General features: G+C 70.8%; 24 protein-coding genes and 3 tRNA genes. 1 reads left to right on the forward strand and 26 read right to left on the reverse strand.

Features of this window, described 5'->3' with window-relative positions:
- Window positions 1-205 precede the first annotated feature (205 nt).
- From WC969_05295 to WC969_05385, 19 genes are all read right to left on the reverse strand, one after another.
- Window positions 206-1,576, reverse strand: coding sequence for a hypothetical protein (locus tag WC969_05295; protein MFA6029249.1), 1,371 nt, complete (start codon window positions 1,574-1,576; stop codon window positions 206-208).
- A 90-nt stretch (window positions 1,577-1,666) separates the two neighbouring features.
- A complete protein-coding gene (locus tag WC969_05300) occupies window positions 1,667-3,079 on the reverse strand; it encodes a hypothetical protein (protein MFA6029250.1) in 1,413 nt (470 codons plus the stop codon).
- Between the two features lie 365 nt (window positions 3,080-3,444).
- The gene (locus WC969_05305; GenBank protein MFA6029251.1) at window positions 3,445-4,107 is read right to left on the reverse strand and encodes a tetratricopeptide repeat protein; all 663 of its coding nucleotides are present in this window, start codon (window positions 4,105-4,107) and stop codon (window positions 3,445-3,447) included.
- Between the two features lie 77 nt (window positions 4,108-4,184).
- A tRNA-Arg gene (locus tag WC969_05310) sits at window positions 4,185-4,256 on the reverse strand.
- 133 nt (window positions 4,257-4,389) lie between these two features.
- Window positions 4,390-4,917: an adenine phosphoribosyltransferase gene (locus tag WC969_05315; GenBank protein MFA6029252.1), complete on the reverse strand. Its 528-nt coding sequence runs from the start codon at window positions 4,915-4,917 to the stop codon at window positions 4,390-4,392.
- Window positions 4,914-5,903: a sigma-70 family RNA polymerase sigma factor gene (locus tag WC969_05320; protein MFA6029253.1), complete on the reverse strand. Its 990-nt coding sequence runs from the start codon at window positions 5,901-5,903 to the stop codon at window positions 4,914-4,916. Before WC969_05320 ends, WC969_05315 begins: the two co-directional genes overlap by 4 nt.
- 18 nt (window positions 5,904-5,921) lie before the next feature.
- Window positions 5,922-6,185: an acylphosphatase gene (locus WC969_05325; protein MFA6029254.1), complete on the reverse strand. Its 264-nt coding sequence runs from the start codon at window positions 6,183-6,185 to the stop codon at window positions 5,922-5,924.
- Window positions 6,186-6,318: 133 nt separating this feature from the next.
- Window positions 6,319-6,392, reverse strand: a tRNA-Pro gene (locus WC969_05330).
- Between the two features lie 81 nt (window positions 6,393-6,473).
- Window positions 6,474-6,545: transfer RNA gene (locus WC969_05335), tRNA-Pro, on the reverse strand.
- 47 nt (window positions 6,546-6,592) lie between these two features.
- The gene (locus WC969_05340) at window positions 6,593-6,970 is read right to left on the reverse strand and encodes a MerR family transcriptional regulator (GenBank protein MFA6029255.1); all 378 of its coding nucleotides are present in this window, start codon (window positions 6,968-6,970) and stop codon (window positions 6,593-6,595) included.
- On the reverse strand, window positions 6,967-7,230 hold the full coding sequence (locus WC969_05345) for an HU family DNA-binding protein (GenBank protein MFA6029256.1): 264 nt from the start codon (window positions 7,228-7,230) through the stop codon (window positions 6,967-6,969). The genes WC969_05340 and WC969_05345 overlap by 4 nt, the downstream gene beginning before the upstream one ends.
- Window positions 7,227-7,862: a bifunctional nuclease family protein gene (locus WC969_05350; GenBank protein ID MFA6029257.1), complete on the reverse strand. Its 636-nt coding sequence runs from the start codon at window positions 7,860-7,862 to the stop codon at window positions 7,227-7,229. The genes WC969_05345 and WC969_05350 overlap by 4 nt, the downstream gene beginning before the upstream one ends.
- Window positions 7,863-7,873: 11 nt before the next feature.
- The gene (locus WC969_05355) at window positions 7,874-8,881 is read right to left on the reverse strand and encodes an NAD(P)H-dependent glycerol-3-phosphate dehydrogenase (protein ID MFA6029258.1); all 1,008 of its coding nucleotides are present in this window, start codon (window positions 8,879-8,881) and stop codon (window positions 7,874-7,876) included.
- Window positions 8,878-9,486, reverse strand: coding sequence for a glycerol-3-phosphate 1-O-acyltransferase PlsY (plsY, locus tag WC969_05360; GenBank protein ID MFA6029259.1), 609 nt, complete (start codon window positions 9,484-9,486; stop codon window positions 8,878-8,880). The genes WC969_05355 and plsY overlap by 4 nt, the downstream gene beginning before the upstream one ends.
- A 101-nt stretch (window positions 9,487-9,587) precedes the next feature.
- Complete coding sequence (gene hflX, locus WC969_05365) at window positions 9,588-10,940, reverse strand: GTPase HflX (GenBank protein MFA6029260.1); 1,353 nt, start codon at window positions 10,938-10,940, stop codon at window positions 9,588-9,590.
- The gene (miaA, locus tag WC969_05370; protein MFA6029261.1) at window positions 10,937-11,872 is read right to left on the reverse strand and encodes a tRNA (adenosine(37)-N6)-dimethylallyltransferase MiaA; all 936 of its coding nucleotides are present in this window, start codon (window positions 11,870-11,872) and stop codon (window positions 10,937-10,939) included. Before miaA ends, hflX begins: the two co-directional genes overlap by 4 nt.
- A gap of 84 nt (window positions 11,873-11,956) precedes the next feature.
- On the reverse strand, window positions 11,957-12,457 hold the full coding sequence (locus WC969_05375; GenBank protein MFA6029262.1) for a PilZ domain-containing protein: 501 nt from the start codon (window positions 12,455-12,457) through the stop codon (window positions 11,957-11,959).
- Window positions 12,458-12,759: 302 nt separating this feature from the next.
- The gene (locus WC969_05380; protein MFA6029263.1) at window positions 12,760-14,028 is read right to left on the reverse strand and encodes a MiaB/RimO family radical SAM methylthiotransferase; all 1,269 of its coding nucleotides are present in this window, start codon (window positions 14,026-14,028) and stop codon (window positions 12,760-12,762) included.
- Window positions 14,025-15,635: a glycosyltransferase family 39 protein gene (locus tag WC969_05385; protein ID MFA6029264.1), complete on the reverse strand. Its 1,611-nt coding sequence runs from the start codon at window positions 15,633-15,635 to the stop codon at window positions 14,025-14,027. The genes WC969_05380 and WC969_05385 overlap by 4 nt, the downstream gene beginning before the upstream one ends.
- A gap of 24 nt (window positions 15,636-15,659) precedes the next feature.
- On the opposite strand from WC969_05385, the gene WC969_05390 reads away from it, so the two are divergent.
- A complete protein-coding gene (locus WC969_05390) occupies window positions 15,660-16,481 on the forward strand; it encodes a hypothetical protein (protein ID MFA6029265.1) in 822 nt (273 codons plus the stop codon).
- Window positions 16,482-16,490: 9 nt separating this feature from the next.
- On the opposite strand, the gene WC969_05395 is transcribed toward WC969_05390, so the two are convergent.
- From WC969_05395 to WC969_05425, 7 genes are read right to left on the reverse strand one after another with little or no spacing between them, the layout of a single operon-like run.
- Complete coding sequence (locus WC969_05395) at window positions 16,491-17,873, reverse strand: aspartate ammonia-lyase (protein MFA6029266.1); 1,383 nt, start codon at window positions 17,871-17,873, stop codon at window positions 16,491-16,493.
- A gap of 5 nt (window positions 17,874-17,878) precedes the next feature.
- Window positions 17,879-18,613, reverse strand: coding sequence for a tetratricopeptide repeat protein (locus WC969_05400; protein MFA6029267.1), 735 nt, complete (start codon window positions 18,611-18,613; stop codon window positions 17,879-17,881).
- A complete protein-coding gene (locus WC969_05405; protein ID MFA6029268.1) occupies window positions 18,610-20,451 on the reverse strand; it encodes a BatD family protein in 1,842 nt (613 codons plus the stop codon). The genes WC969_05400 and WC969_05405 overlap by 4 nt, the downstream gene beginning before the upstream one ends.
- Window positions 20,448-22,133, reverse strand: a complete 1,686-nt coding sequence (locus WC969_05410) for a VWA domain-containing protein (protein ID MFA6029269.1) — start codon at window positions 22,131-22,133, stop codon at window positions 20,448-20,450. Before WC969_05410 ends, WC969_05405 begins: the two co-directional genes overlap by 4 nt.
- Complete coding sequence (locus WC969_05415) at window positions 22,130-23,119, reverse strand: VWA domain-containing protein (protein MFA6029270.1); 990 nt, start codon at window positions 23,117-23,119, stop codon at window positions 22,130-22,132. Before WC969_05415 ends, WC969_05410 begins: the two co-directional genes overlap by 4 nt.
- Complete coding sequence (locus WC969_05420; protein MFA6029271.1) at window positions 23,116-24,039, reverse strand: hypothetical protein; 924 nt, start codon at window positions 24,037-24,039, stop codon at window positions 23,116-23,118. Before WC969_05420 ends, WC969_05415 begins: the two co-directional genes overlap by 4 nt.
- Window positions 24,036-24,917, reverse strand: a complete 882-nt coding sequence (locus WC969_05425) for a DUF58 domain-containing protein (GenBank protein ID MFA6029272.1) — start codon at window positions 24,915-24,917, stop codon at window positions 24,036-24,038. Before WC969_05425 ends, WC969_05420 begins: the two co-directional genes overlap by 4 nt.
- Window positions 24,918-24,919 lie beyond the last annotated feature (2 nt).

Genomic DNA, 24,919 nt, shown 5'->3' on the forward strand with positions numbered 1-24,919 from the left:
GGGGCCCTAGGGGCGCCCCCCGGCACGGAAGCGTTTCATGGGGCCATCTTGGCTCCTGGGCCCGTCCAGAGGGCCTGCGGGCAGGCGGCTGGACCCGTTGGGAGACGGCGTTTCCCGGGGGATCCCGGTCAGGCGGGAAGCTTCTTCCGGGAGAGCGGGGAGCGGTTGAGGCGGGTGGAGGCGCGGACCGCGGGAGACCGGCTTTCTAGAAGCGGCCGCTCGCTTCCAGCATGTAGCGGCGGGCCGAGCTCATGCCGACGTCTAAGGCGGAGCCGGCTTTGAAGAAGGCGGCGGAGGCCTTCAGGGAGAAGCGGTCGAAGACGTCGTAGCGCAGGCGGAGGTCGAGCTCGGTCCCGAGGTTCCGGTGCGGGCCGATGCCGTTGCGGTCGGCCTGATAGAGGTAGTAGTCGACGTCCAGGACGACGCCGTAGTAGGCGGGCGGGGTGATGCCGACGCCGACGGTCACGATGCCGCTGACGCCCTTCTGGAGGCCGCTGGCCGTGCCGGTGGATTGCCCGCCGAAGGCGTCGTAGGGGGTCGCGCCGAAGAACTCCCCCCACCCCGCGCGCTCGAGGCCGTCGAAGCGGTGTCCGGAGGACGGGAAGAAGGCTTCGTCGGTCGTCGGGGTCCCGGCGTCGTCGCCCGAGCCGCGGGCGGCGAGGAGGCGGATGATCCCCTGGGTCTGGCTCCAGAGCGGCTGGCGCCACTTCGCGCGCAGGACCTGGGCGTTGCCGTTATAAGTGATGTGGTTCCCGAGCGGGGTCGGTCCCGTCGGCGTGGCGGCGCCCTTCTCGAGCGCGGCCTCGGCCTCGAGCACCATGGGGCCGTAATTGAAGTCGTAGTGGAGGCTCGAGAACCAGCGGGTCGCCTTGCTTATCGCGGGGCAGGCGATCAGCGGATTGGTCGTGCAGGGGCCGAGGGCCAGGCTCTTCGCCCCATGGTCGCGCTCGAGCATCTGATTGAGCTGCCATGTCCCCTCCGCCGGGATCTCCAGCGAGAAGCCGAAGGCCTCGAGGTCGTTGGGGTTCGCCTGGTTGTTGCGGGGCTGGAAGATGAAAAGCTGCCCCCTCATGTCGAGCCAGGGCAGGGGGCCCTTCGCGGAGAAGCCGGTCAGGCCGGCGCCGTCGTCGTCGAGCAGAAGCCCGCTGCCGAGCCGGAAGGTCTGGAGGCCGAAGGTGCTCTCCCAGGGGAGGCCGCCGAGGTTGCGCACCCGCATGAAGGCGTTCTCGATGAAGGGGTCCAGGCGCGTGTTCGGGTAGTGCTCCGAGATGCGGTCGAAGGGCGGCGTGAAGGGGGTCGTCGAGCCGGCGACGCCGAGGGCGTGCAGGCGGATGGAGACGTCCATCGACTGCGATTCTCCTCGGAACTCTCCGATGGCGATGTCCTTGAGGGTGAAGCCGAGGCGCGCGCGCTGGGAGATGAAGGCCTGGTTGTTCCGGTCCGAGTTGAGGTTGAGGTTCGTGTAGGAGAGCGCCCGCATCCGGTACTCGGTCGCCACGTCGAGGCTGGCGGCGAAGGCGCCGGAGCCCGCGAGGGCGAGGAGGACGGCGGCGGCGAGCGGCGCGTGTCGCTTCACGGCGTAGAATCTAGCAAATATTCCCGGCCAAAAGACGACCCCCCCGGCGCAAGCGCCGAGGGGGTGTCTTTAACCGTCCTTGTGCCGAAGTTAGAACTTCAGCGACAGGTCGGCGAAGCAGAGGGTCGCCGCGTTGACGCCCTTGCCGGCCTTCCGGTTGTTCTCGTAGATGTAGCCGCCGGGGAGGAACTTCGCGAGTCCCACTCCGTAGCTGACGTTCTCCGAGTGCTTCCAGTCGGCGGTGATGCCGACTTCGGAGCCGATGTGCTTGTTGTTGTGCGTGCGGCCATCGGCCATGATGAAGGTCGCATCGCCGTCGGTCGCGGTCTGGAAGCGGTAGTCCGTGAAGGACAGGCCGACGACCAGCTTGTCCGCCATCGCCGGGGTCGTCTTCAGGCCGACGCCCATGACGATGCGGTTCTCGAGGCCGTTGGTGCTGACGTCGCCGCCGGCCTGAACCTGCATGTTGTAGTCGGACACGTTGTTGAAGCGCCCGTTGATGATGCCGGGGCGGTAGTCCGACGCGATCGACTTGAAGCCGCCGATCTTGTTCTCCTTGGTGCTGATGCGGCCCGTGCCGGCGCCGATGTTGACCCAGGGAGTGAACGCGCCCACGTTGCTGATGTCGGCCTTATAGCCGAGGTCCAGGATGGCGGCCTTGCCGGTGTAGTTGCCGGAGGCGCCGCCGCCGATGGTGCGGTTCTCACCGCTGTTCATCGCGAACTGCAGGCCGGCCCATCCGCCCATCGCCTCAATCTTGGACTTCAGACCGTAGACCCAGAGGTAGTCCGCCTTCTGCGCGCCAGCGGCCAGGGTGTCGTGAGACACCTTGTTCCAGACGAAGGCGTTGAGCTTGACCGGGAGGCCCTTCACGCCGACGTCGAAGCCGCGAACGTCCACGTCCGCCTGGTTGTTGGTGGCCGGATCGTTGCCGGTCGCCTTACCCGCGAGGCCCGTGAACCCGACCATGTCGTTGGCCCAGTCGAGCCGGAAGGCGTCGAGAGCCGTGACGTACATGCCGTAGTTGTTCTTCGGGCCGACGTAGATGACGAGGTCGCCGGGCTCGCCGAAGAACTGGCGGCCGACCACTGCGTCGAAGGCTCCGATGAACTTGTCGACCTTCACGTTCGCCTGCTGGAGGTAGACGGATCCCAGCACGTTGGCGCCCGCGGTGCCGATGGGCTGCGCGCCGGCGCTGCCGTTGCTCTGCGCGCCGACCTGGCCGGTATTGCCCACATTGCCCCACGCCCGGTCGTTCTTGACGAGCGACACGTTGGCATGGATGTCATCGAGCAGGTCCCAGTTCGTGTTGACCATCACGCGGGTGAGCGCGTTTCCGATGCGATCGTTGTCCTGGCTGACGAAATCGCGGACGTTCTTAGCCGAGTTGGCCTGGAAGTCCAGCGCTCCGCCGACCTTGAGGTTCTTGAGAACTTCGGCACTCGCCGACCCTGAAGGTGTGACCAGGGCCAGGGCAAGCGCAATCCCTAGGAACTTCTTCATTCTTGTTCGACCTCCTTAGTTGTCGTAGGCATCCCTTTGGGACGCCCCTACTGCCGACTATAGAGCATCCTCTTCGGATGCCTACGCCTTGTTAAGGATTTCCCCGGTCCGAATCCCTTCCGAGGTCTCCTTCAAGAGCAAGCGGATTCTATGAAACAGGTTTTCGGGCTGTCAAGTCTTTTTTTATGTTTTCCACCACCGCGTTCGTCCCGAGAGCGGCAGGGAGTGCTCCGCTTTTATCATCTAGTATCATCCACTCGGTGCCCTCCGTCGAAGAACGCGCGCGGTCGATGACATAAAAGGAGAAGCCGCCGGGAGGAAGCGTCCTCCCGGCGGCTTCTCCCGTTTATATGGCGTGGGCTCGCTCAGCCTTTAGTCGGCGCGAGCCGCGCCTTCGCCCACTCGGCCCAGGAGCTGTCGGGATAAAGGAACGCGATGCGCTCGTAGGCCGCCCGCGCCTTGTCGGCCTCTCCCAGCGAGAGGTGGCAGCGGGCCATGGAGGCGTGGACCTGCGGCGCGAGGAAGTGGTCCTGATAAGAATCCAGGAAGCGCTGGTCCGCGTCCACCGCGGAGCGGCAGTCGCCCGCGGCCTCCTTGGTCATGCCGACATCCGCCATGGCGAGCGCGATGAGGGCCTTGTCGCGGGCGGTCTCCAGCAGCGCCTGATAGGTCTCCCCCGCTTCCTTGAAGCGTCCCTGCTGGAACTCGATGTCGCCCTCCAGGAGCCGCGCATGGCCGGCCGCGAGCTCTCCGGGGTGCTCTTCCTGCAGGCGCTTGACGAGCTCCATGGCCTGCGGGATCTGTCCGGAGTAGGCGTAGCTCTGGGCCACCGCGTACTTGGCCCAGGAGTCCTCGCGGGCCGAGAAGTGCCGGTAGACGGCCGTGGCCGCCACGATGAGCGCGGCCGCCGTCCCCACCCCGACCCAGACGGCGGTCTGCTGGTGCATGCGCAGCCAGAGGGACGACCTCTCGAGGACCTCGGCCACCTCGTTGCGCTTCGCTTCCTGTCTCGCCCATCCCTTTGCCATGAAAGACTCCCTTTACCTATATTCCCCCCTCTCCCGCTTGCGGGAGAGGGCCTGGGCCCTCTGCATCGGTCGAGTCATGCCCTCGGAGGGAATCGAACCCCCATCTTCTCCTTAGGACGGAGTAGCTCTATCCATTGAGCTACGAGGGCGACTCGGGATTTCCCAACGAGGAATCCCGAGGGAGATATTACATTAAATGCCTCAGTCCAAAAAGCATCGCCCCGCTCCCGGCATGGCGGGAGCGGGGCGAGCGATCTCCTGCGACCCTGAGGGGGCGCGCTCTCAGTAGATCAGCGCGGAGTGGACGACGCGCCCGGGGAGCTTCTCGCGCCCTTTCAGGAAGTCCAGCTCGATGAAGAAGGCGGCCCCGGAGACCTTGGCGCCGAGCTTCTCCACGAGCTCGCAGGCCGCCTTCGCCGTGCCGCCGGTGGCGAGCACGTCGTCGACGACGAGGATCCGGGAGCCCTTCGGCGCGGCGTCCTCGTGCAGCTCGATGGTGTCCGTGCCGTACTCGAGCGCGTAGGTCACCGCGACGGTCTTGCAGGGGAGCTTCCCCTTCTTGCGGATCGGGATGACGCCCACGCCGAGTCGGGCGGCCATCGCGGCGGCGAAGAGGAAGCCGCGGGACTCGATGCCGGCGATGAGGTCGATCTTCCCGCCCTCGAAGGGCGCGCACATCTCCTCGACCGCGGCGGCGAAGGCCTTCGCATCGGCGAGCATCGGGGTGATGTCCTTGAAGACGATGCCCTTCTTCGGGAAGTCGGGCACGTCGCGCACGAAGGCGCGCAGGTCCACGGTCCGGGCGCTCATTTCCCCCCCTTCCCCTTGCGGGTCTTCGGCGAGGGGTGGTCGGCCGTCACGCGGCCGGGCGGGATGATCTGGCCGAGGATGTCGGTGCGCAGCTTCGGCGCGTTCCAGCCGGGCTGCAGGTTCGGGCTGCCGATCGAGCGCGGCTCGCTGAGCTCGATGAGGCCCATGCGGTGCGCGACGCGGCGCAGGCGCAGCAGCGCCCGCTCCTCGATCTGGCGGATGCGCTCGCGCGAGAGCTTCAGGCGCTTGCCGACCTCCTCGAGCGTCATCGGGGCCTGTCCCGTCAGCCCGTGGCGCAGTTCGAGGATGATCCGCTCGCGGTCGCCGATCTCGTGGAGCGCCTGCTGGAGCTCGTCGTGCAGCTTGAGGATGGAGATGAGGTTCTCCGGCGACTGGGAGGTGGACTCGGAGATCATGTCCTCGACGGTCAGGTTGTCGTCGTCGCTCTCGATGGGGTTCTCGAGCGAGCCGATGCCCTTGGCCGCTTCCGCCGCGTCCAGGACGCCGCGGACCTGGCGGGCCGTCCAGTGCATCTTCTTGGCCATCTCGGCGAGCGTCGGGTCCCGGCCGAGGACGGCGTGCATCTTCTCCCATTCGCGCAGCCACTTGCGCAGCGCCTCCCAGGCGTGCGGCGGGATGCGGATGGTCTTCGACTGTTCCTCCACGGCGCGGCGGATCGACTGCTCGATCCAGTAGGAGGCGTAGGTCGAGAAGCGGTAGCCCTTCGAGGGGTCGAACTTGTCGATGGCGTGCATGAGCCCGAGGTTCCCCTCCTCGATGAGGTCGAGGAACTCGGTACCCTGGCGGTGGTACTTCTTCGCGATGGGGACGACGAGGCGGAGGTTCGCCTCCATGATGCGCTTCTTCGCCTCGCGGTCGCCGCGCTTGGCGCGCTTCCAGAGCTTGTGCATCTCCTCGCGGTCGACGGGGATGAGCTTCTGGATGCCTTTGAAGTATTGACTGGTCGCGTCGGTGGTCGGTTGCATGGGCCTCTGTGCGCCTGGTCAGAGAATCTCGAATCCCTTCCCGCCGTCCGGGGGCGTCTCGCGGCGTTCGACGGCGTCCACGCTCGCGTACGACGGCCCCGCCTTCAGCTCGGTGACGAACGACTCCACGTCCGCGGCGTCCCCCTCCGCTTCGGCCTCGACCCCCCCGTCGGGGAGGTTCCGGACCCAGCCGCTCAGGCCCAGACGCGTGGCCGTGTCGAGGGCGAAGAAGCGGAACCCTACTCCCTGGACGCGGCCGCGGATGCGGAGGTGCACGCGCATACTGTCAAGGCCCAATCATACAATAATGTCAAGGGGACTTGTCCACCGTCTGTTGCCCTGTCAAGGGACGGGAGCCCCTCTCGTTGAAAAAGACGACGCGGGCCTCTTCAGGCCCGCGTCATTTCTTGAAATTTCGGGGTGCTCGGACTTGAACCGAGAACCTCTTGGTCCCGAACCAAGCGCTCTAGCCGATTGAGCTACACCCCGGGAAATCGAGCGACAGGGTCATTCTAGCACTTTCCTAGACCCGTCGGCATCCTCGGAGAGGATGCCGGACCCAGTGCCTCATCGGGGAGCCGGGAATCGAACCCGGAGTCTCTCGCACCCCAAGCGAGCGCTCTACCATTGAGCCACTCCCCGATGCGGCACTGGGACGCCGATTGTAGCAAATAAGAGCGGCCGCGCCTTCAGGCCAGCTCGTCCGCGAGCGCGCGCACTTCGTCGCGCACGTCGCGCAGGATCCGCAGGGCCTGGGTGTTCATGCGGGCGCCCTGGAGTGCTGCGTCCTCGGAGGGCTTCGCCGCGCGCGCGCGCTCGAGCAGGGCTTTGCGCGCCCCGGCCACGGTCATCTTGCGGTTGCGCAGCAGATCCTTGATCCGCAGGACGAGTTCCACGTCGCGGCGCGCGTAGCGGCGATGCCCGCTCGCGCGGCGCACCGGCCGCAGCATGCGGAACTGCGCCTCCCAGTAGCGCAGGGTGTGGACGGGGACCTGCGCGGCGCGGCTCACCTCGCTGACGGTGAAGAACTCCTTGTCCGGCAGCAGCGGGCGGATCTCTTCGGTCACGGCGAGAGGAGGTTCTTCGAAGCCTTGAAGCGTACGCCCTTGCGGGGCGGCACCTGGACGTTGTCGCCGGTCTTCGGGTTGCGGCCGAGCCGGGCCTGGCGCGCCTTGACGCGGAAGGTCCCGAAGTTCGAGATGACGACCTTCTCCCCCCCGCGCAGGGCCTGCCGGACGACCTCGAAGGTGGTCTCGACGGCGCGGGCGGCTTCTCCCTTCGTGGAGAGGACTTTGGAAACGGCCTTGATGATGTCCAGTCGGTTCATGATCCTTTCTTCCCCGGGGCGTCCGGGCCCTCCTCGTCCTTCTCGCCGGAACCTTGGCCGCGCGGCGGCTTCTGTTTGAGGTCCTTGAAGATGTCCTCGGGGCGGATGTTCTTGAGCTCCTCGCGGAACTTCGTGACCTCCTGCTCGCTGATGGGCTTGCTCAGCACCTGGCAGCGCTCGAAGACGGTCTTCTTCACGAACATCGGACAGCCGGCGCGGACCGCGACGGCGATGGCGTCCGAGGGGCGCGAGTCGACGAGGCGCTCCTCCGCTCCGCGGCGCAGGTGGATGTTCGCGTAGAAGGTGTTCTCCCGCAGGTCGGTGACGACGACCTTCTCCACGTTCCAGCCCAGGGTCTTGATCGCCGAGAGCAGGAGGTCGTGCGTCAGCGGCCGGGGCAGCACGATGCCGGAGAAGCGGATGGCGATGGCCTGCCCTTCGGCGAGGCCGATCCAGATGGGCAGCAGGCGGCTGCCCTCGGCCTCCTCGAGGAAGACGATGCATTCGTTGACGGTGGTCGCCAGCGAGTAGATGCGGACCTCGATCTCGTCGGGCAAGACCCGCTTCGAGTCCTTCTCTTTCGCTTCCTTCGGGTCCTTCGGCTCCTCGCCGGGAGGTTCTTTCTTGGCCATGGTCGTTCCTCTTATCTTTCCGTCGAAAATCCGAGCGCTTCCACCACCGTCTTGGGCGGGCGTCCGCCGTGGACGACTCCCCAGACCGCCTCGAGGAGCGGCGCCTTGAAGCCGCACGAGTGGAGAAGCTCGAGCGCGCTCTGAGCCGACTCGACGCCTTCGACGACCATGTCGATCTCGGCGAGGGCGCGACGCAGGCTCCGTCCCCGGCCGAGGCGCTCTCCGAGCCCGCGGTTGCGGGACTCCTGCGAAGTCCCGGTGGCGATGAGGTCCCCGAGCCCGCAGAGTCCGTAGATCGTCTCGCGCCGCCCGCCGAGGCGCTCCACGAGCTGTCCCATCTCCGCGACGCCCTGGGTCATCAGCGCGGCCTTCGTGTTCGCGCCGAGGCGCAGGCCGTCGAGGATCCCGGCGCCGATGGCCACGACGTTCTTGAGCGAGCCGGCGAGTTCGACGCCGATCTGGTCGTCGCTCGGGACGACGCGCACCGTCCCTCCCTCGAGCAGGCGGCGGACCTCGCGCGCGGCGGGCACCGGCGGGCCGGCGAGCACCATGCGCGTGGGGACGCCGCGGGCGACCTCGCGCGCGAAGCTCGGGCCCGAGAGCGTGAAGATCCGGCCTTCGAGGTGCGGGAGCTCTTCGTGGAGGACCTCTCCCATCGTGCGCAGGGAGCCGCGCTCCACGCCCTTGGAGGCGTTGACGACGATGGGGCGCGGCGGGACCGCACCGACGAGCGGCCGCAGGCGTCTCATCGTCGCGCGCACCGCGGTCGAGGGCAGCACGACCAGCAGGACCCCGGCGTCGCGGACCGCCTCCTCGAGGTCGGAGACGACGCGCACCGGCGGAAGGATCCGGAGATCCGGGATGTGCGGGTGGCGGCGCGTGCGTTCGAGGCGCGCGGCGAGGGCGGCGAAGTACTCCCAGAGGACCACGGGGCGTCCTTTGCCGGCGAGGTGGTTGGCCAGGGCGGTCCCCCAGATGCCGCCGCCGAGCACGCAGACCTTCTCTCTGCGGGCGTTCATCGGACCGCCTTGCGCGCGGCGAGCCGCTCTCCCCGGAGCAGGCTCAGCAGGTTGGGGATGTGGCGCAGGAGCACGAGCGCGGAGGCCGCGCAGGCGAGGAGCATCAGCGGCAGGGGCGGCCGGAAGAGCGCGGCGAAGATCGGAAGGGCGGCGGCGGCGCACATCGAGCCGACGGAGATGTGCCCCGAGCGCGCGACGCCGAAGATGAAGACGAGGAGGGTGGGCACCATCGGGCCTGGCAGGAGCGCGGAGAAGACTCCCGCCGAGGTCGCGACGCCCTTGCCTCCCTTGAAGACGAGGAAGACCGTCCAGACGTGTCCGACGATGGCCAGCGCTCCGCAGAGGAGGGCGAGTTCGAGGTCGTCGGGGCGCATGTGGCGCGCGGCGAGGACCGGCAGGAAGCCCTTGAAGGCGTCGATGCCCAGCGTCCAGAGTCCCGCCGTCGTGCCGGCGATCCGGTAGACGTTCGCCGCTCCGGGGTTGCCGGAACCGTGCTCGCGGATGTCGATGCCCTTCATCTTCTTGGCGATGAGGTAGCCGGAAGGCACCGCTCCGGCGACGTAGGCGGTCGCGGCGAGCGCGACGGACAGGGGGTCGAGCGTCATGGGTATAGTCCCGAATCCCGCGTCCCGGTTTCGATTCTCCCGGGACGCGGAATTCGGGTTTGTCTAGATAAATAAAGCATTTTTTTCGTCGAGCAGCAAACCTACTCGGGAATCCCGGGAGGAGTCCCGGGCGCGGGATTCCCGAGCCTGTGGAGGATGCGGCTCCAGTTCTCCCGGGTGACGCGCAGCCGGGCGTTGAGGCGGCCTCCTTCCGGCCGGAGTTCCAGGACCTGGGCGGAGCGATGGAGGAAGTCGATGAGGGCGCCGTCGGGCTCCACGACGGCCTCGCGCAGCAGCCACCGGTGGTTGAGGACTCCCTGGACGCCTTCGAGCAGGGCCTCGAGCCCCGCGCCGGTCTTCGCCGAGACGAGCAGACGGTCCTCGCGCTCGAGCGCGGCGCGGCGCCCGGCGTCGAGGACGTCCGACTTGTTCGCCGCGGCGAGGCGCGGGATCCCGTCGGCTCCGAGCTCGCGCAGGACGCCTTCGACGGTCGCGCGCTGGGCCTGGGCCTCGGGCGAAGAGGCGTCCTCGAGGATGAGCACGCAGTCCGCTTCGAGGACCTCCTCGAGCGTGGAGCGGAACGCCGCGACGAGCGCGGTGGGGAGGTTGGAGATGAAGCCGACGGTGTCGGTGAAGACCGCCCAGCCTCCCTGGGGAAGGCGCACGCGTCGGGTCGTGGGGTCGAGCGTCGCGAAGAGCTTGTCGTCGGCGTAGACGAGGGCGCGGTTGGAGGGCCGCGCGGCGCCCGCCGCCTTCGTCCGTTCCTCGCGCGCGGAGTCCGACATGCGGATGAGCGCGTTGAGGAGGCTCGACTTCCCGACGTTCGTGTAGCCGATGATGGCGACGGAGGGCACCGGGATGGAGAGCCGCCGTCGGCGCTGGACCGCGCGCTGGCGGCGCACGCGCTCGATGTCGTTCTTGAGATGGGAGATGCGCAGCTGGATGTGGCGGCGCTCGTACTCGAGCTTGCGCTCGCCGGGCCCGCGCGTGCCGATGCCTCCGACCTGCTGCGAGAAGCCGCGCCAGGAGCCGGTGAGCCGGGGCAGCATATAGGAGAGCTGGGCGAGCTCCACCTGCAGCTCGCCTTCGCGGGTGCGGGCGCGCCGGGCGAAGATGTCGAGGATGAGCCGGGTGCGGTCGATGATCTTCGCGTCGAGCTCGCGTTCGAGCGTCTTCTGCTGCGCCGGCGAGAGGTCGCGGTCGACGATCACCGTGCGCGCGCGGGCCGCGCGGACCGCGCGGGCGATCTCCTCGATCTTCCCGCTGCCCAGGAGCGTGCCGGGATGGTAGCGCTCCAGGCGCTGGACGATGCGGTCGACGACGAGGCCGCCGGCCGTCTCGGTCAGCCGCTCGAGCTCCGCGAAGCTCTCCTCCGAGCGCGCCGGGTCCGCGGCGCGCAGGTACGCGCCGACGAGGAGCACCCGTTCCAGCGGCCGCGTCTCGACGGGGCTCATCGGAGCTCCCCCGCGAGGGCGTCGAGGTCCGCGTCGGGCGCCAGCCAGCGGGCGTCCGTCTGACCGCGGAACCAGGTGCGCTGGCGCTTCGCGTACGCGAGGGTCGCGCGCAGCATCCCGGCGAGACCTTCCGCGGGAGCGAGGCGGCCCGCCGCGCAGGCGACGGCTTCGGGATAGCCGAGGCAGCGGAAACCCGGTTCGTCGCCGCGCAGACGCGTGGGGACGAGGCGGCGGACCTCCTCCACCATCCTGGGGAACATCTCCTGCGTGCGCGCGCGGATGCGTTCGCGCAGCTCCGCGGGGCTCCGCTCGACGGCCAGATACTCGGCGCGCCGCTCCCCCGCGGGCGGGCGGACGGCGAGCGCGCTGAAGGGCTTGCCGGTCAGCGCGCACACCTCGAGCGCGCGCACGACGCGCTGGAGGTTGTTGGGCGGGATCGCCCGCGCGGCGTCCGGGTCTCGGCGCTCGAGCTCCGCGTGCAAAGCGGCGCGGCCTTCGGCCGCGGCGCGGCGCTCGAGCTCCGCGCGGAGCGCGGGGTCCCGGGGAGGCAGAGGGGCGAGCCCCTCGAGGAGGGCGCGCACATAGAGGCCGGTGCCGCCGCAGACGATGGGCCGGCGCCCGCGGCGGAGCACGTCCTCGAGGACGGCCGAGGCCCGGCGCGCATAGGCGCCCGCGTCGGTCTCCTCGGCGGGATCGAGCGCGTCGACGAGGTGGTAGGGGGTTCCTTCGACGAGGAAGACCTTCCCCCCGGGGCCGTCCTCCCAGCGGCCGGCGGGCTTGGCCGTGCCGGCGTCGAGGAGGCGATAGAGCTGCCCCATGTCCGCCGAGAGGATCTCTCCGTCGAGGCGCCGCGCGAGGGCGAGGGCGAGCTCCGTCTTCCCCGAGGCGGTGGGGCCGACGACCGCGATCACTTCAGATTTCGGCGCGGACATGTCGGATGTCTCTATGCGCCGGAATCTGACGCGGGGAGAGAATGGCGATGATCTTGATCCGGGGAAACCGGCAGGGCTTCCCGCCTAGGCTCGGGGAGGCCAGTGCGGCGCCTTCTGCGTCTTCGAGCACATCGGGTGGAAGCCGCAGACGGGGACGCAGGCTTCCGGCAGGCCGAGAGAGATGCGGGTCTGGCAGTCGGCGTCGTCGTCGGCCATGCGGTTGATCTTGTTCTGGTACTTCTGGGCGATCTTCGTGAACTGGATGCCGACGTTGAAGATCTCTCCTTTCTTGGAGACGCGGACGACCTTTCCCTCGATGGGCAGGTGGTCGAGGCCGGGGATGGTCAGCGTCATCTTGAAGACCTTCGTGTGGGGCGGGGCGAGGAAGGTGAGCAGCTGCATGCCGCCGGCGGAGAGGTTGGTGAGGATCGCGGGCTGCGTGCGCAGGTGCTTCGGCACGCCCTCGCCCTTCCCGCCCTTCGGCTCGGCGTAGCGCAGGACGATCGGCTCGACGAGGTCGTGGACGATCGTGAAGCGGCGATGCCTGCGCCGCTCGTTGCTGTGCTTGCCGTTCTTGTGTATCACAAGACGAGTGTACTACGAAATCGCGCGCGTTCGCAAGATGTCGGAACGCGCGGTCGGGAGACCGTTTCCGCAATGTCTCCTCCCCGCGGGAGGAGGCGGGAGGAGGGGCCCTCCCTTCTGTTCCCGAAATCGCGCGCGTTCGCAAGATGTTGGAACGCGTGGTTGGGAGACCATTCCCCTAACTCCTCCTCCCGCGGGAGGAGGCTGGAGGAGGGGGATCTCCTGAAGCTCCCGGCGCTGACGATAGTCTCCCCCTCCCCGGCCCTCCCCCGACGGGGAGGGAGCTGCGGAAGAACGAACCCCTATGGGAGAGGACGGCGCCGAGCGGCCTGGACCAAGAGCCCCGCCTGAGAACACCCGGTGACTTCCGCTTCGACGAGCGTCCCCGGCGCGCCGGCCGGCGACGCGAAGCGCGCGGGATGGAACTGCGGGGTCCGTCCCCCCGTCGGGGTCTCGAGCAGGACCTCGACCGAGCGGCCGACCCAGGAGCGCAGCTCGGCGCTGCGCCGGCCTTCGGCGCGCTCGAGGAGGAGCGCGTGGCGCTCCTCCTTGACCCGGGGCTCGACGTCGTCGGCGAGGGCGAAGGAGGGCGTCCCCTCGCGCGGCGAGTACTTGAAGCAGTAGGCGCCGGCGAGCTCCGCTTCGTCGATGAGCGAGAGCGTCCCGCGGAAGTCCTCCGCGGTCTCGCCGGGGAAGCCGACGAGGAGGTCGGTGCTGAGCGCGAGGCCGCTCACGCGCGCGCGCACGGAGCGGACCCGCGAGAGGAAATCCGCGCAGGTGTAGCCGCGGCCCATCGCGGCGAGGACGCGGTCGGAGCCCGACTGCACGGGGAGGTGCAGCTGCGGGCAGACGGCGGGGATCTCCGCCATCGCCGCGGCGAGGGCCTCATCGAGGAAGAGCGGATGCGGGCTCATGAAGCGCAGGCGCAGCACTCCGGGGACCTCCGCGAGCGCGCGCAGCAGGTCCGCGAAGACGCGCCCCTCGCGGTCCTTCCAGCCGTTGACGGTCTGCCCGAGCAGGACGAGCTCGCGGGCTCCTCCGTCGGCCAGACGACGGGCCTCCTCGAGCACCCGGTCGAGGGCGCGCGGCCGGTCGGGGCCGCGCACCGAGGGCACGATGCAGTAGGCGCAGGCGAAGCCGCAGCCGCGCGCGACGGTGAGGTAGGCGGAGATCCCGGGCGGCGGGCGGACGTCCGTCGCGGCGGGACCGGCTCCGCGCTCCTCGAGCGCGCGGGCGATGAGCGCGGGCGTCTCTTCCACGGAGCGGGCGCCGAGCACGAGGTCCACGAACGGGAAGCGGCGGCGTAGCTCCGGGCCGAGGCGCTCGGCCGCGCAGCCGGCCACGACCACGAGGCGGCCGGGCCGCGCGGCCTTCCAGGCCTCGAGCCGGCCGACCGCCGAGACCGCGCGATGCTCGGCGTGCGCGCGGACGGTGCAGGTGTTGACGAGCACCGCGTCCGCGTCGGCGAGGACGGCGCAGGGCTCGAAGCCGCGCGCGAGGAAAGGGTAGGAGAGCTCGAGCGCGTCGGCCTCGTTCATCTGGCAGCCGAAGCTCAGCACGTGCAGCTTCACCGGGACCTCTCGTAGACGAGGAGCGCGTCGGCGGGCGTGCCCGCGGGAGCCTCTTTCCCGAGCTCGTCGCGCATCCCGTCGGGGAGGGCCTGCACCCAGCCGCGCGGACGGTAGCGCCGTGCGAGCAGGTCCCGCACCCCTTCCTCGAGCCGTCGTCCCGGGGCCGTGGCCACGAGGGTGGACGCCGGGAAAGTCGAGTAGACGAGGAAGCGCGGGGGCGCTTCACGCAGGCGCGCGAGCTCCGCCTCGGCGTCCCCCATCCCGCGCGGGAAGAGCGTGAGCGGATAGACGAAGATGTGCGGCGTGGCCCAGCGTCGGCGCGCGCGGAAATAGAGCTGGGGCTCGGAGCCGAAGACGTAGACGCGGTCGGTCTCCGCGCTGTTCTCCCGGATGAAGTCTGCGGCGGCGCGGGCCTCGTAGAGCGGGTTCGGATAGAGGAGCCGCCGCGCGACGCGTTCGGGTCCTTCCCGGAAGTAGACGGTCGACCACGCGGCGGCCGGATAGAGCGCGGCGAGGAGTCCGATGAGCAGCGCGGCGCGCGGGAGACGGGCCGAGAGCCTCCGCACGCCGAGCGCGGCGCAGAGCGCGAGCGGCGGCGCGGCCGGCAGGAAGTAGTGCGGGAAGAGGAAGAGGCCGGTGAGCGCCCCGAGCAGCGCGGCCGCGAGCCAGAGCGCGCACAGACGCTCGAGGGGGGCGTCCTCCCCGGCGGGCCGGGCGGCGAGGCCGAAGAGCGCGAGGAGGAGCAGAGGCCAGTTCCCGAAGAGCATCTGCGGCGCGAGCGTGCGCGCGAACCATCCGAGCTGCATGCGGGCCCCGCCCGGGACGGCGAGCAGTCCCGCGTAATCGAGGTTGCGCCGCAGGGCTTGCTCGACGAGCGCCGGGAGGCCGCCGCGCGCCAGGAAGTACGCGGCGAACGCCGCCGGGACCAGCGCCCCGCCGAGCGCGAAGGCGGCGGCGACGCGCGCGCGCGCGCCGCGCGGCGCGTGCAGGGCCGCGCACGCGCCCAGCGCGAGCGCCGCCCAGAGCGCGGTCTGCTTGGTCGCCAGCCCCGCGCCCGCGAAGAGGCCCGCGAGGAGGGCGGCGCGCGTCCCCCCGCCCTCCCACGCCTTCCGCGCCCACAGCGCGCAGAAGGCGAGCCAGGCGCAGAGGAAGACCTCCGTGTTCGCGGCGAAGGAGAAGTCGCCCATCGGCTCGGTGGAGAGGACGGCGAAGGATGCGGCCGCGCACAGCCGCGGAGCGGTCCCCCACCGTCCGGGGAGCAGGAAGAAGAGCGCGAGGAGCGTCGCGCAGCCGAAGAGCGTCGCCAGGAGCCGCGGCGCCTCCTCGTTCTCTCCGAAGAGTCCGAAGGCCGCGCGGTACAGGAAGAACACCATCGGGGGCTTCTGGTTGAACGCGTCGCGGTAGGGCACCCCGCCCTCCGCGAGCAGGCGCGCCTGGCAGGCGTACTCTCCCTCGTCGCTCATCATCGGCAGACGCCGTCCGTGCTCGCGCAGTCCGGCGTGGAGGAGGAAGAGGAGGGCGAGGGCGGCGGGGACGAGGAACCGGGCGGTGCGTCGGGCCGCGGCGGCAGCGTCCGCGGGGGCGGACGATGCTTGTTTTTGTAACATCGGTCTGTTATTTTACTAAACGTGATGCGCATCGCGCGGCTCGTCGTCGCCCTTCTCTGCGTCCCTGCGTTCCTGCGCGCCCAGAATGCGGATCCCAGGACCGCCCGCGGAGGGCAGGTCGTGCGCGAGCGCACGCACGGTTCCGGCGAGGCCGAAGCCGTTCCCTACCAGGAGCCCAACGTCGGAGGAGGTTCGTCCGCTCCCCTTTCCCCTCCCGGCGGAGGGTCCTCCGAAGGGGATCCCGGAGGCGACGGAGAACGCACCGCCGTGCCCGACGCCCCCGAAGGCGGGGCTCCGGACGCCTCGGCGGCGGGAGCGAACCCCTCCGGCAAAGGGTCCGAGAACGTGGACGGCGGTCCGGACGGCGGGCTCTCCGGCCCCGACGAGACTCCCCCGGGCGGCCTCGAGGGCGAGGAGACGCCGCCGAGCGGGGAGAAGCCCGATTTCCGCAGGCCCCCCGGTCAGACGACGTTCATCCAGGGCGAGGACCTTCCCGACGAGGATCCGGAGTCTTCCAAGTCCCTCGTCGACGTGAAGCCGGCGGCGCCGTCGAAGAAGGCCCGGAAGTCGACGGCCATCGCGTCCGAGGACCCGGACTCCGCCGCGCAGGACGAGGAGGTTCCGGCGAAGAAGAAGGCGGTCTCCGTCGCCAAGGCGCCGAAGGCTCCCTCCGCGAAGAAGAGCAAGGTCCGCAAGCCCGCCGCGAAGGCCGCCGCCAAGCCGGAGCCGTCGGCGAAGCTCGACGTCGTCAACGGCGACGTGCCCCTCCCCAGGAAGCAGAAGGAGAAAGGAGAGCCTCCTTTCCCCTCCGTTCCTCTCACGCCGCTGACGCCGCAGATCCCCTGACGGTCCTCGTCAGGGCTTCTCTCGAAGATACGGGTCGGTGAGCTCGTCGAATTCCCGCGCGCTCAGGAGGCCGCGCTCGAGCACGAGGTCCCGTACGCCGCGGCCGCGCCGCAGAGCGTCCTTGAAGACGTCGGCCGCGCGCGCGTAGCCGATGCGGGGGTTGAGGAGCGCCGCGAGCGACGGTGTCCGCTCCGCGTTCGCGCGGCAGCGCGCGGCGTCGGCCTCGATGCCCCGCAGGCAGCGCTCCTCCACCGAAGGCAGGAAGTTCAGGAAAAGGCCCATCGTGTCGAGCAGGTCGTAGGCGGTGAGCGGCGTCATCACGTTGAGGTCGAGCTGTCCCGCCTGGGCCGCGAGGCCGACGGAGAGGTCGCGGCCGACCGCCTGGAAGCAGAGCATGGAGAGTCCCTCGAGCAGCGCCGGGTTGCTCTTCCCCGGCATGATCGAGGAGCCCGGCTGGACCGCGGGCAGGCGCAGCTCGCCGAGGCCTGCGACCGGGCCCGAGGCGAGCAGTCGGAGGTCGCCCGAGATGCGGATGAGCTCGAGCGCGAGCTCGCGCAGGGCGCCGGAGAGGGCCGTGAAGGGCTGATGGCTCTGCAGGCCGAAGCGCATGTCCCGAGCGGGCTTGAGCGCGAGGCCCGTCGAGCGCGCGAGCGCGCGCACGGCCCGGCGGCGGAAGCCGGCGGGCGTGTTCGCACCCGTCCCCGCCGCGGTCCCCCCCAGCGGGACGTCCTCGAGGAGCCGCGCGCGCCGTGCGAGCTCCGAGGCGCACGCACGGACCGCCGCGGCGTAGGCCGCGAACTCCTGTCCCAGGGAGATCGGCACCGCGTCCTGCAGGTGCGTGCGCGCGGCCTTGCGGACCCTGCGGAACTCCCGCGCTTTGACGGCGAGGGAATCGGCGAACGCGTCGAGGACCGCGCACAGCGCCGTCGTCTGCCGCAGTGCGGCGACGCGCAGGGCGGTCGGGAAGGTGTCGTTGGTGCTCTGCGACATGTTCACGTGGTCGTTGGGGTGGAGGGCGGCGTAGTCCCCCCGCCGGCGGCCGAGGCGCTCGAGCGCGCGGTTGGCGAGGACCTCGTTGACGTTCATGTTGAAGGAGGTTCCGGCGCCCGCCTGGTAGACGTCGACGACGAACTGGCCGGCGAGCGCTCCCGCGACGACCTCGTCGCAGGCGCGGACGATCGCGCGCGCGCGCCGCGCGTCGAGCGCCCGGCACTCCCGGTTCGCCACCGCGCAGGCCCTCTTCACTTCGGCGTAGGCGCGCACGAGCGAGGGGTGCGCGCGCAGACCCGAGACCGGGAAGTTCTCGAGGGCGCGCAGGGTCTGGATCCCGTAGTAGGCCGAGGCCGGGACGCGGCGCTCGCCGAGGGTGTCTTTCTCGATCCGAGTTTTCATGGGGGTTAGATTTTCTCTAACTGGTCGGCAGGAATCCAGCCTTTCAATCCTTCTCTTAGAACTCCTATTTCGACCCAGCCCGACGATTCACCGAGGACCGAGACGCGCCTTCCCTCGGGGACCTTGAAGCTCACGGGGGCGCTGAGCCCCGGGCCGCTGCGCACTTCAGCGTCGGCGGCGAGGATGACGCCGGGGTTCTGCACGTCCGTGAAGGCGATGAGCGCCCACCCGGCGCCGGCCGCCGCCCAGAGCAGACCGGCGCAGAGCGTCCAGGGGCGCAGGCGCGCGCGCCACTCCGGGTTCCAGAGTCCGGCCGAGAGCAGCAGCAGGAGCAGCCAGAAGCCCAGCCAGTGCAGCGCGGAGGTCTCGTCGCGGCTCAGGATGTGGAAGAGGATGAACGCGGGAGCCGGCATCCCCGCCGGGACCAGGGATTCTCCCGCGCGCTTGAGCGCGAAATCGAGGTTGTGCCGGATGTCGGAGTCTCGCGGGCTGAGCGCGAAGGCGCGCTGCCAGGAGGCGATGGCGCGGCCGAGGTCCCCCGCCTTCGCCCGGCGGTAGAAGGCGTTGCCCAGGTCGTAGCGGGCCACCGGGTCGAGCGGCTCGCGGTCGACCGCCTCCTGGTAGCGGGCGACGGCCTCCTCGTAGCGTCCGGCCTCGTAGTGCCGGGTCCCTTCGTCGATGCCGACGCGGTCGGAGGCCGCGGCGGGGAGCGCGAGCAGGAGCAGCAGGAGCGCCTTCATCGGGAGAGTTCCTCCTCGAGCGCCTTGAGCAGCGTGGCGGCCGCGTCGACGAGCGCGCCGAGATCCGAATCCGCGCCGGGCGCCGAAGGCGCGAAGCGCACGAGGTCGACTTCTTCCCAGATGCGCTTGAGTTCGTCGACGTGCCCTTCGGGGAGCTTCGGGAAGCGCTCGCGCAGCTTCCCCTGGAACTGGCGCAGGGTCAGCCCCGCGTGCGCGCAGTCGAGCTTGTCCCCGAGGTACTCTCCGAGAGCGTCGGCGAGCAGCGAGGACGCCTTCCCCGCGTCGCTCGTCCGGCGCGCCTCCTCGAGGGCGGCGAGCGCGCGCGCGAGCGCTCCGCGGAAGCGTACGCCCGCCGGGTCGCGGACGAGGCGCTCGCGGTAGAGGTGCTGCCCGAGGCAGATGAGGAAGACGATGAGCGGGACCAGGTGCACCGGCAGGGCGCGTCCGACGGCCGAGGCCGCGCGCGCGAGGCCCGGTCCGCGCGCGCCGCGCACGTGGCGGATGTCCTCCGCCACCGCGGTGATGCTCCCGCCGCGGGGCGCGGCGGCGTTCGCGAAGCCGGGCCCCGCGTCCTGCTGCGGTCCCGGCGTCACCTCGACGTCGATGGGGAGGGTCTGCGCCGAGACGTAGTCCTTGCGCTGCGGGTCGAAGTAGGAGAAGGCGATGGGCGGGATGCGCAGGCGTCCGGTGGCGCGCGCGACGAGCACGGTCTTGAAGGCCTTCGAGCCGCGCACCCCGACGGCGTCCTTCGTGAGATTGAGCGAGTTCAGCGTGTCGTAGACGCGGAACTGCGGCAGCTCGGGCAGGGTCGGGGGCGTCAGGGATTTGAGGTTCGCGATGCCGTCGACGGTCACCGTGAGGTTGAGCGCGTCTCCGACGCGCGCCGAGCGTCGGTCCACGTCCGCGACGGCCCGCAGCCGTCCCACCGCGCCGGAGAAGCCCGAGGGCCTCCCGTCCGGGAGGGGCCGGACGCTCAGGGAGATCGGACGCGTCTTGAGCTCCTTGGTCTGCACCGCCACCATCCCCTGGGCGAAGAAGCGCTGGAAGAAGTCCGGAGAAAAGGGGTCGGCGTTCAGCTCCTGCTGGACCTGGCAGACCACGCTGCCGGCTCCGATGTGCAGCTCTCCGGGCTGGACCGGGAAGAGGGCGACGCGGATCGTGTGCAGGATGTAGCGGCGTCCGCCCTCGACGACCTCGCGGGGCGGGTCGGGAGGCAGGTCCTCGACGAGGAACCCCTGCGTCGAGGGCGGCCGCCACTCCGCGTTGCCGAGGACGGGCACGCCCGCGTAGAAGCGCACCGTGAGCAGGACCTGCTCGTTGACGTAGGGGTCGTGCTTGTCGGCCTCGGCGGTGATGAAGAGGTCGGGGCTCGTCGCGCGCGCGTGAGCCGCCCCGGCCTGGGCCCGGGCGGGGGCGCCGGGCGGCGGAGCCGGCGCGGTCGTCCCGGGCCGCGTGACCATGACGTCGATGGGCTGGGTCTGGCGGGTGTTCGAGCCGTCGCTCGCGGTGACCGGGCCGATCGTCGCCCGTCCGGCCATGCGCGGGACCAGGATGTAGCGGTACTGCACGCTGTTGCTGACCGTGCCGTTGACGAAGGAGATGGTGTTGCTCTGGCCGAGGCCGTGCACGTTGAAGGCCGGGATGGCCGGCAGTCGGGGCTCGGGGAGGTCCGTGCGGGCGCCGCTCACCGTGACCGTCAGGACCGCCTGGTCGTCGAGGGTCATCATCCCGCGGTCGACGTTCGCCGAGAGCGCGAAGTCCCGCGGCTGCGCCGAGAGGCCGGGCGCGAAGGCGAGGAGGAGGGCGAGGAGAGGCAGAGCGCGGCGGGAGGCGTTCACCAGTCCTTCCCGCGCGGCGCGCCGCTCTTCTCGTCGGGCTTCATGGCCGCGGGCTGGCGCGCGGACTGCGCCGCCTTCTCGCGGTCCTTGACGGCCTGCAGTACGCGCTCGGCGTCCTCGCGGCTCATCCCGCCCTTCTGCTCCTGCTCTTTGCGGGAGCTCGACTGCTGCTTGGGCGGCGAGGGCTTCTCGTCGTTCCCCCCGCCGGACTTGTCCTTCTGCTTGTCCTGCTGCTTCGGATCGGGCTGCGGCGGCTTCTTGAGGGCCACCGCGAGGTTGTGCCGGCAGTCCTCGTCGTCGGGCGAGAGCAGCAGGCAGCGCCGGTAGGCGTCGACGGCCTCGGGGGGCTTGCCCTGCCGAAGGAGGGTGTTGCCGAGGTTGTAGGACGCCGCCGCGGCGACTCCGCGCGGGACCTTGCGCGGGTCGCAGAGAGCGGTGAAGGCTTCAGCCGCGCGCTCATGCTCCTTCATTCTATAAAGCGCGTCGCCCGCGTTGAAGAGGGGCTTGGGGTTCCGGGCGCCCTGCGCGGCGCGCGCGTAGCTCTCGAGCGCGTCGGCGAAGCGCTCCCCGCGGTAGGCGCGGTTCCCCTTCCAGAGGCGGGCGTCTTCGCGCGGGCTGCAGCCGGCGAGGAGCGCGAGGGCGAGGAAGCCCGCGGCCCGCGCGATGCGGCGCGTGCGCGATTGGGGAGAGGGCGGCGGCAGCAGGAGCGCCGCGGCCAGGAGCAGGACGGAGAGCGCGAGCGGGAAGCGGAAGCGGTTGCGGAAGCGCGTGGCGCTCCCCGCGCGGGAGGTGGAGACGCCGCCGCTCTCGATGCGGTCGATGAGCTCTCCGACCTCGTTCTCGGAGCGCGAGAGGCGCGCGTAGTCGCCGCCGCCGGCGGCGGCGACCTTCATCATCAGCGGTTCGTCGATGCGGGAGACCACCGTCTTCCCGGACTCGTCCTTCTTGTAGCCCACGAGCTGAGCGCCCTCGCGCAGGGGGATGGGTCCGCCCTCGGGGGTCCCGGCTCCGAGGATGAAGACACGTACCCCGGCGGCGGCCGCGCGGGCGGCCGCGTCCTCGGCGCCCTGGCCCAGGTCCTCTCCGTCGGTGAGGACCACGAGCGTCTTGCGGCCCGAGGAGCGCGCGAGCATCTCGAGGGAGCGGTCGATGGCCTTCCCGAGCTCGGTGCCGGGCTGCGGGATCAGACCCACCTGGACGCGGGCGAGGAGGCTCTTGGCGGCGTCGACGTCGGCGGTGAGCGGGCACTGGACGTGCGCCTGGCCGGCGAAGGCGACGACGCCGACGCGCGCGCCCTTGAGCCCCTCGACGAGCGTCGCGAGCGCGCGCTTGGCGCAGTCCATGCGGCTGGGCGGCATGTCCTCGGCGAGCATCGAGAGCGAGACGTCCACGGCGACGACGACCTGCGCCCCGGGGGTCTGCGTCTCGACGAGCTCCACCCCCCACTGCGGCCCGGCCAGGGCGAGCAGGAGCAGGGCGAGCGCGGCGGCCTCGAGCTTGAACGCGCGCAGGCGCGCGCGCGCGGCCTGCGGGTCGTGGATGCGGTCGAGGGTCTCCGGCTGCGCGAAGAGCGCGAGCAGGCGCCGTCGCCGCCTTTCCGACCAGCCGAGCAGGGCCGCGGCGCCGGCGAGCGCGGCGAGCGCGGCCCAGAGCCAGGCGGCGTCGCGGAAGAGGCCGCTCACGGGATCCTCATGAGGAGGGTGCGGCCCAGCGCCATGCCCGCCAGGAGGAGGAGCGCCGCCGGGACCAGCAGCCAGGCGTGGAGGTCGTGGTAGGAGACGACGGGCGGCAGGCGTCGTTCCGTCTTCTCGAGCCGGTCGATCTGTCCGTAGATGTTGTTGAGCTCCATCAGGTTCTGCGCGCGGTAGTAGCGTCCGCCCGTCTCCGCGGCGGCGCTCTCGAGGACGCCCTCGTCGAGCTCGTCGTCGATCTGTACGAGCTGTCGGCCGAGGCGGGGGTCGTCGACGGGGACCATGGCGGGTCCCTTGCGGCCGGTCCCGATCGCGTAGATGCGGATGCCGCAGGCCTTCGCGGCCCGCGCGGCGGTGAGCGGATCGACGACGCCGGTGTTGTTGGCCCCGTCGGTGACGAGGATGAGCACCTTGTTCTTGGCCGGCGCGTCCTTGACGTGGGAGACGGCCGCCGCGATGCCGTCTCCGATCGCGGTGCCGTCGGACTCCGTCATCCCGGACTGGACGTCGGAGAGGAACTCGAGCAGGGCGTCGTAGTCGAGGGTGAGCGGGCAGGTCAGCAGGGGCACGCCGGCGAAGACGAGGATGCCGATGCGGTCGCTGGTGCGCCGGCGGATGAAGGCGCGGGCGGCGTCCTTCGCGGCGCCCATGCGGTCCTGGGACCCGAAGTCGAGCGCGCGCATGCTCAGAGAGGTGTCGAGGACGAGGAGGATGTCCACGCCCGAGGTCCAGGAGGCCTCCTGGCGGAAGACGCGCTGGGGGCGGGCGAGCGCGGCGACCATGAGGACGAGCGCCAGCGCCTTGAGCAGCACGGGCAGCCGCCGCCATACGCCGCCGGCCGCCCCGAAGCGGGCGAGCGCGGCGCTCCCCGGGTAGGCGAGCGGCGCTCGGCGCAGGCGCTCGCGGTGCAGGGCCCACAGGGCCCCGGCGAGCGCGAACGGGATCAGGAGCAGCGCGAGGGGGTCGGCGAACCTCACGCGGCCCCTCCCGGCGGCGGAGCCGCGAGCCGCTCGGCGAAGGCCTGGCGCGAGGCCTGGCGCACGATCTCCCGCGCGTTCTCGAGGTCCAGGGTCCGCTCCCGCTCCTCGGGCGCGTAGCGCGCGAACTTCGCCAGGTCGCAGCGTTCGAAGAGGTTCTTGGCGACGGCGCGGACCGACGGGGGGTCGACGGGCCGCAGGGCGCGCAGGAGGTCGTAGGTGGTCATGCGCAGCGCGGGCAGGCCGTAGCGCTTCTCCAGGTAGGCGCGCACGATGTCCGACATGCGGTCGTAGTGGTCCTTCGGCGGGAGTCCGAGGCCCGGGAGGAGGTCGAGCTCGTCGAGCGCGAACTGCTCGGGGGTGCGCAGGTCGGGGGCCCCTCCCGCGGCGTCCGCGCCGCTCCCGCCCTTGCGGCGGCGTCGGCGCTCCCAGAGCCAGCCGACCAGGCTCCCCAGCGCGAGGAGGATGAGCAGCCACGGCCAGAGCGCGGGCGAGAGTGGCTCGCGGATGTCGTGCATCTCGGGCGCCTGCGTGAACGACTGGGGAGGGATCACGCTCAGGCGCACGGGCGGGCTGAGGACCTCTTCGGGCGCTCCCGCCGCCGGGACGACGGTCCAGGGGAGCGCGGGGAGCGCGGTCTCGCCGAGCTCGAAGGCCGCGGCCTTCAGACGCAGCCGGAAGACGGCGCTCCCTCCCTCCGGGGGAGCCGGCTCGACGCGGACCTCGAGGATCTCGTAGGCGCCGGTCGCGTTCCCCTGGAGCGCGAGCGCGAGCCGGGAGCCCTCGGGGAGGCGCGCGGTCCCCGTCACGTCGAAGGGCGCGCCCAGGAGCACGGTCGTCGTCGCGGGGGAGAGCTCGAAGCTCGCCGGCACCGCGCGCGCGGGGGCTGCGGCGAGGAGCAGGAGCAGGAGGAGACTCACGCGCGCAGCCTCTTCTTGCGCTCCCGGAAGTAGCGCACGATGGGCTCCACGTAGGCCTCGTCGGTCCGGACGCGGATGGCCTCGATGCGCGCCGCGCGGAAGGCGGCCTCGATGCGCGCCTTCTCCTCTCCCCGCCCCCGCGCGAGCTCCGCGCGCAGCCGGGCGTCGGGGCGCACGCTGACGCGCTCGCCGGTCTCCGGGTCCTCGAGGTCCAGCCACGCGGGGATCTCGGGCAGGACGTCCTCGCGCTCGTCGGAGACGAGGACCGGGATGACGTCGTGCTTGCGCGCCGCGCGGCGCAGGGACTGCTCGAAGCCGACGTCGCGGAAGTCCGAGACGAGCATGAGGATGCTGCGCCGGCGCAGGACGCGGTTGAGGGTGTCGAGACTCCCCCCCACGGCCGTGCCGCGCCGCTCCGGTTCGAAGACGAGCACGTCGCGGATGATCTTGAGCACGTGGGCGCGGCCTTTGCGGGGCGGGATGTAGAGCTCCTTGCCGTCGGTGAAGAGGAAGAGCCCGACTTTGTCGTTGTTCTTCAGCGCGGAGAAGGCGAGCACCGCGCAGAGCTCCGCGGCGACCTCGCGCTTGAGCTTGCGCGCGCTGCCGAAGAACTGCGAGCCGGAGAGGTCGCAGGCGACCATCAGCGTGAGCTCGCGCTCCTCCTGGTACTGTCGCACGAACGGGCGGCTGAAGCGCGCGCTGACGTTCCAGTCGATGTCGCGGACGTCGTCGCCGGCGGCGTACTCGCGCACCTGCGAGAACTCCATGCCGCGGCCTTTGAAGACGCTGAGGTACTTGCCGGCGAAGACCTCGTTGACGAGGCGGCCGGTGCGGATCTCGATGCGGCGGACCTGGGCCGCGATCTCCTTCGGGATCATGC

Source organism: Elusimicrobiota bacterium (assembly GCA_041660925.1).
Lineage (GTDB): Bacteria > Elusimicrobiota > Elusimicrobia > UBA1565 > UBA1565 > JBAZUV01.

Bases quoted from the DNA above. Each gene is read 5' to 3' on its own strand.
- WC969_05300 (MFA6029250.1), bottom strand. From the start codon at position 3,079: ATGAAGAAGTTCCTAGGGATTGCGCTTGCCCTGGCCCTGGTCACACCT.
- WC969_05305 (MFA6029251.1), bottom strand. From the start codon at position 4,107: ATGGCAAAGGGATGGGCGAGACAGGAAGCGAAGCGCAACGAGGTGGCC.
- WC969_05315 (MFA6029252.1), bottom strand. From the start codon at position 4,917: ATGAGCGCCCGGACCGTGGACCTGCGCGCCTTCGTGCGCGACGTGCCC.
- WC969_05320 (MFA6029253.1), bottom strand. From the start codon at position 5,903: ATGCAACCGACCACCGACGCGACCAGTCAATACTTCAAAGGCATCCAG.
- WC969_05325 (MFA6029254.1), bottom strand. From the start codon at position 6,185: ATGCGCGTGCACCTCCGCATCCGCGGCCGCGTCCAGGGAGTAGGGTTC.
- WC969_05345 (MFA6029256.1), bottom strand. From the start codon at position 7,230: ATGAACCGACTGGACATCATCAAGGCCGTTTCCAAAGTCCTCTCCACG.
- WC969_05350 (MFA6029257.1), bottom strand. From the start codon at position 7,862: ATGGCCAAGAAAGAACCTCCCGGCGAGGAGCCGAAGGACCCGAAGGAA.
- WC969_05355 (MFA6029258.1), bottom strand. From the start codon at position 8,881: ATGAACGCCCGCAGAGAGAAGGTCTGCGTGCTCGGCGGCGGCATCTGG.
- plsY (MFA6029259.1), bottom strand. From the start codon at position 9,486: ATGACGCTCGACCCCCTGTCCGTCGCGCTCGCCGCGACCGCCTACGTC.
- hflX (MFA6029260.1), bottom strand. From the start codon at position 10,940: ATGAGCCCCGTCGAGACGCGGCCGCTGGAACGGGTGCTCCTCGTCGGC.
- miaA (MFA6029261.1), bottom strand. From the start codon at position 11,872: ATGTCCGCGCCGAAATCTGAAGTGATCGCGGTCGTCGGCCCCACCGCC.
- WC969_05385 (MFA6029264.1), bottom strand. From the start codon at position 15,635: ATGTTACAAAAACAAGCATCGTCCGCCCCCGCGGACGCTGCCGCCGCG.
- WC969_05390 (MFA6029265.1), top strand. From the start codon at position 15,660: ATGCGCATCGCGCGGCTCGTCGTCGCCCTTCTCTGCGTCCCTGCGTTC.
- WC969_05395 (MFA6029266.1), bottom strand. From the start codon at position 17,873: ATGAAAACTCGGATCGAGAAAGACACCCTCGGCGAGCGCCGCGTCCCG.
- WC969_05400 (MFA6029267.1), bottom strand. From the start codon at position 18,613: ATGAAGGCGCTCCTGCTGCTCCTGCTCGCGCTCCCCGCCGCGGCCTCC.
- WC969_05425 (MFA6029272.1), bottom strand. From the start codon at position 24,917: ATGATCCCGAAGGAGATCGCGGCCCAGGTCCGCCGCATCGAGATCCGC.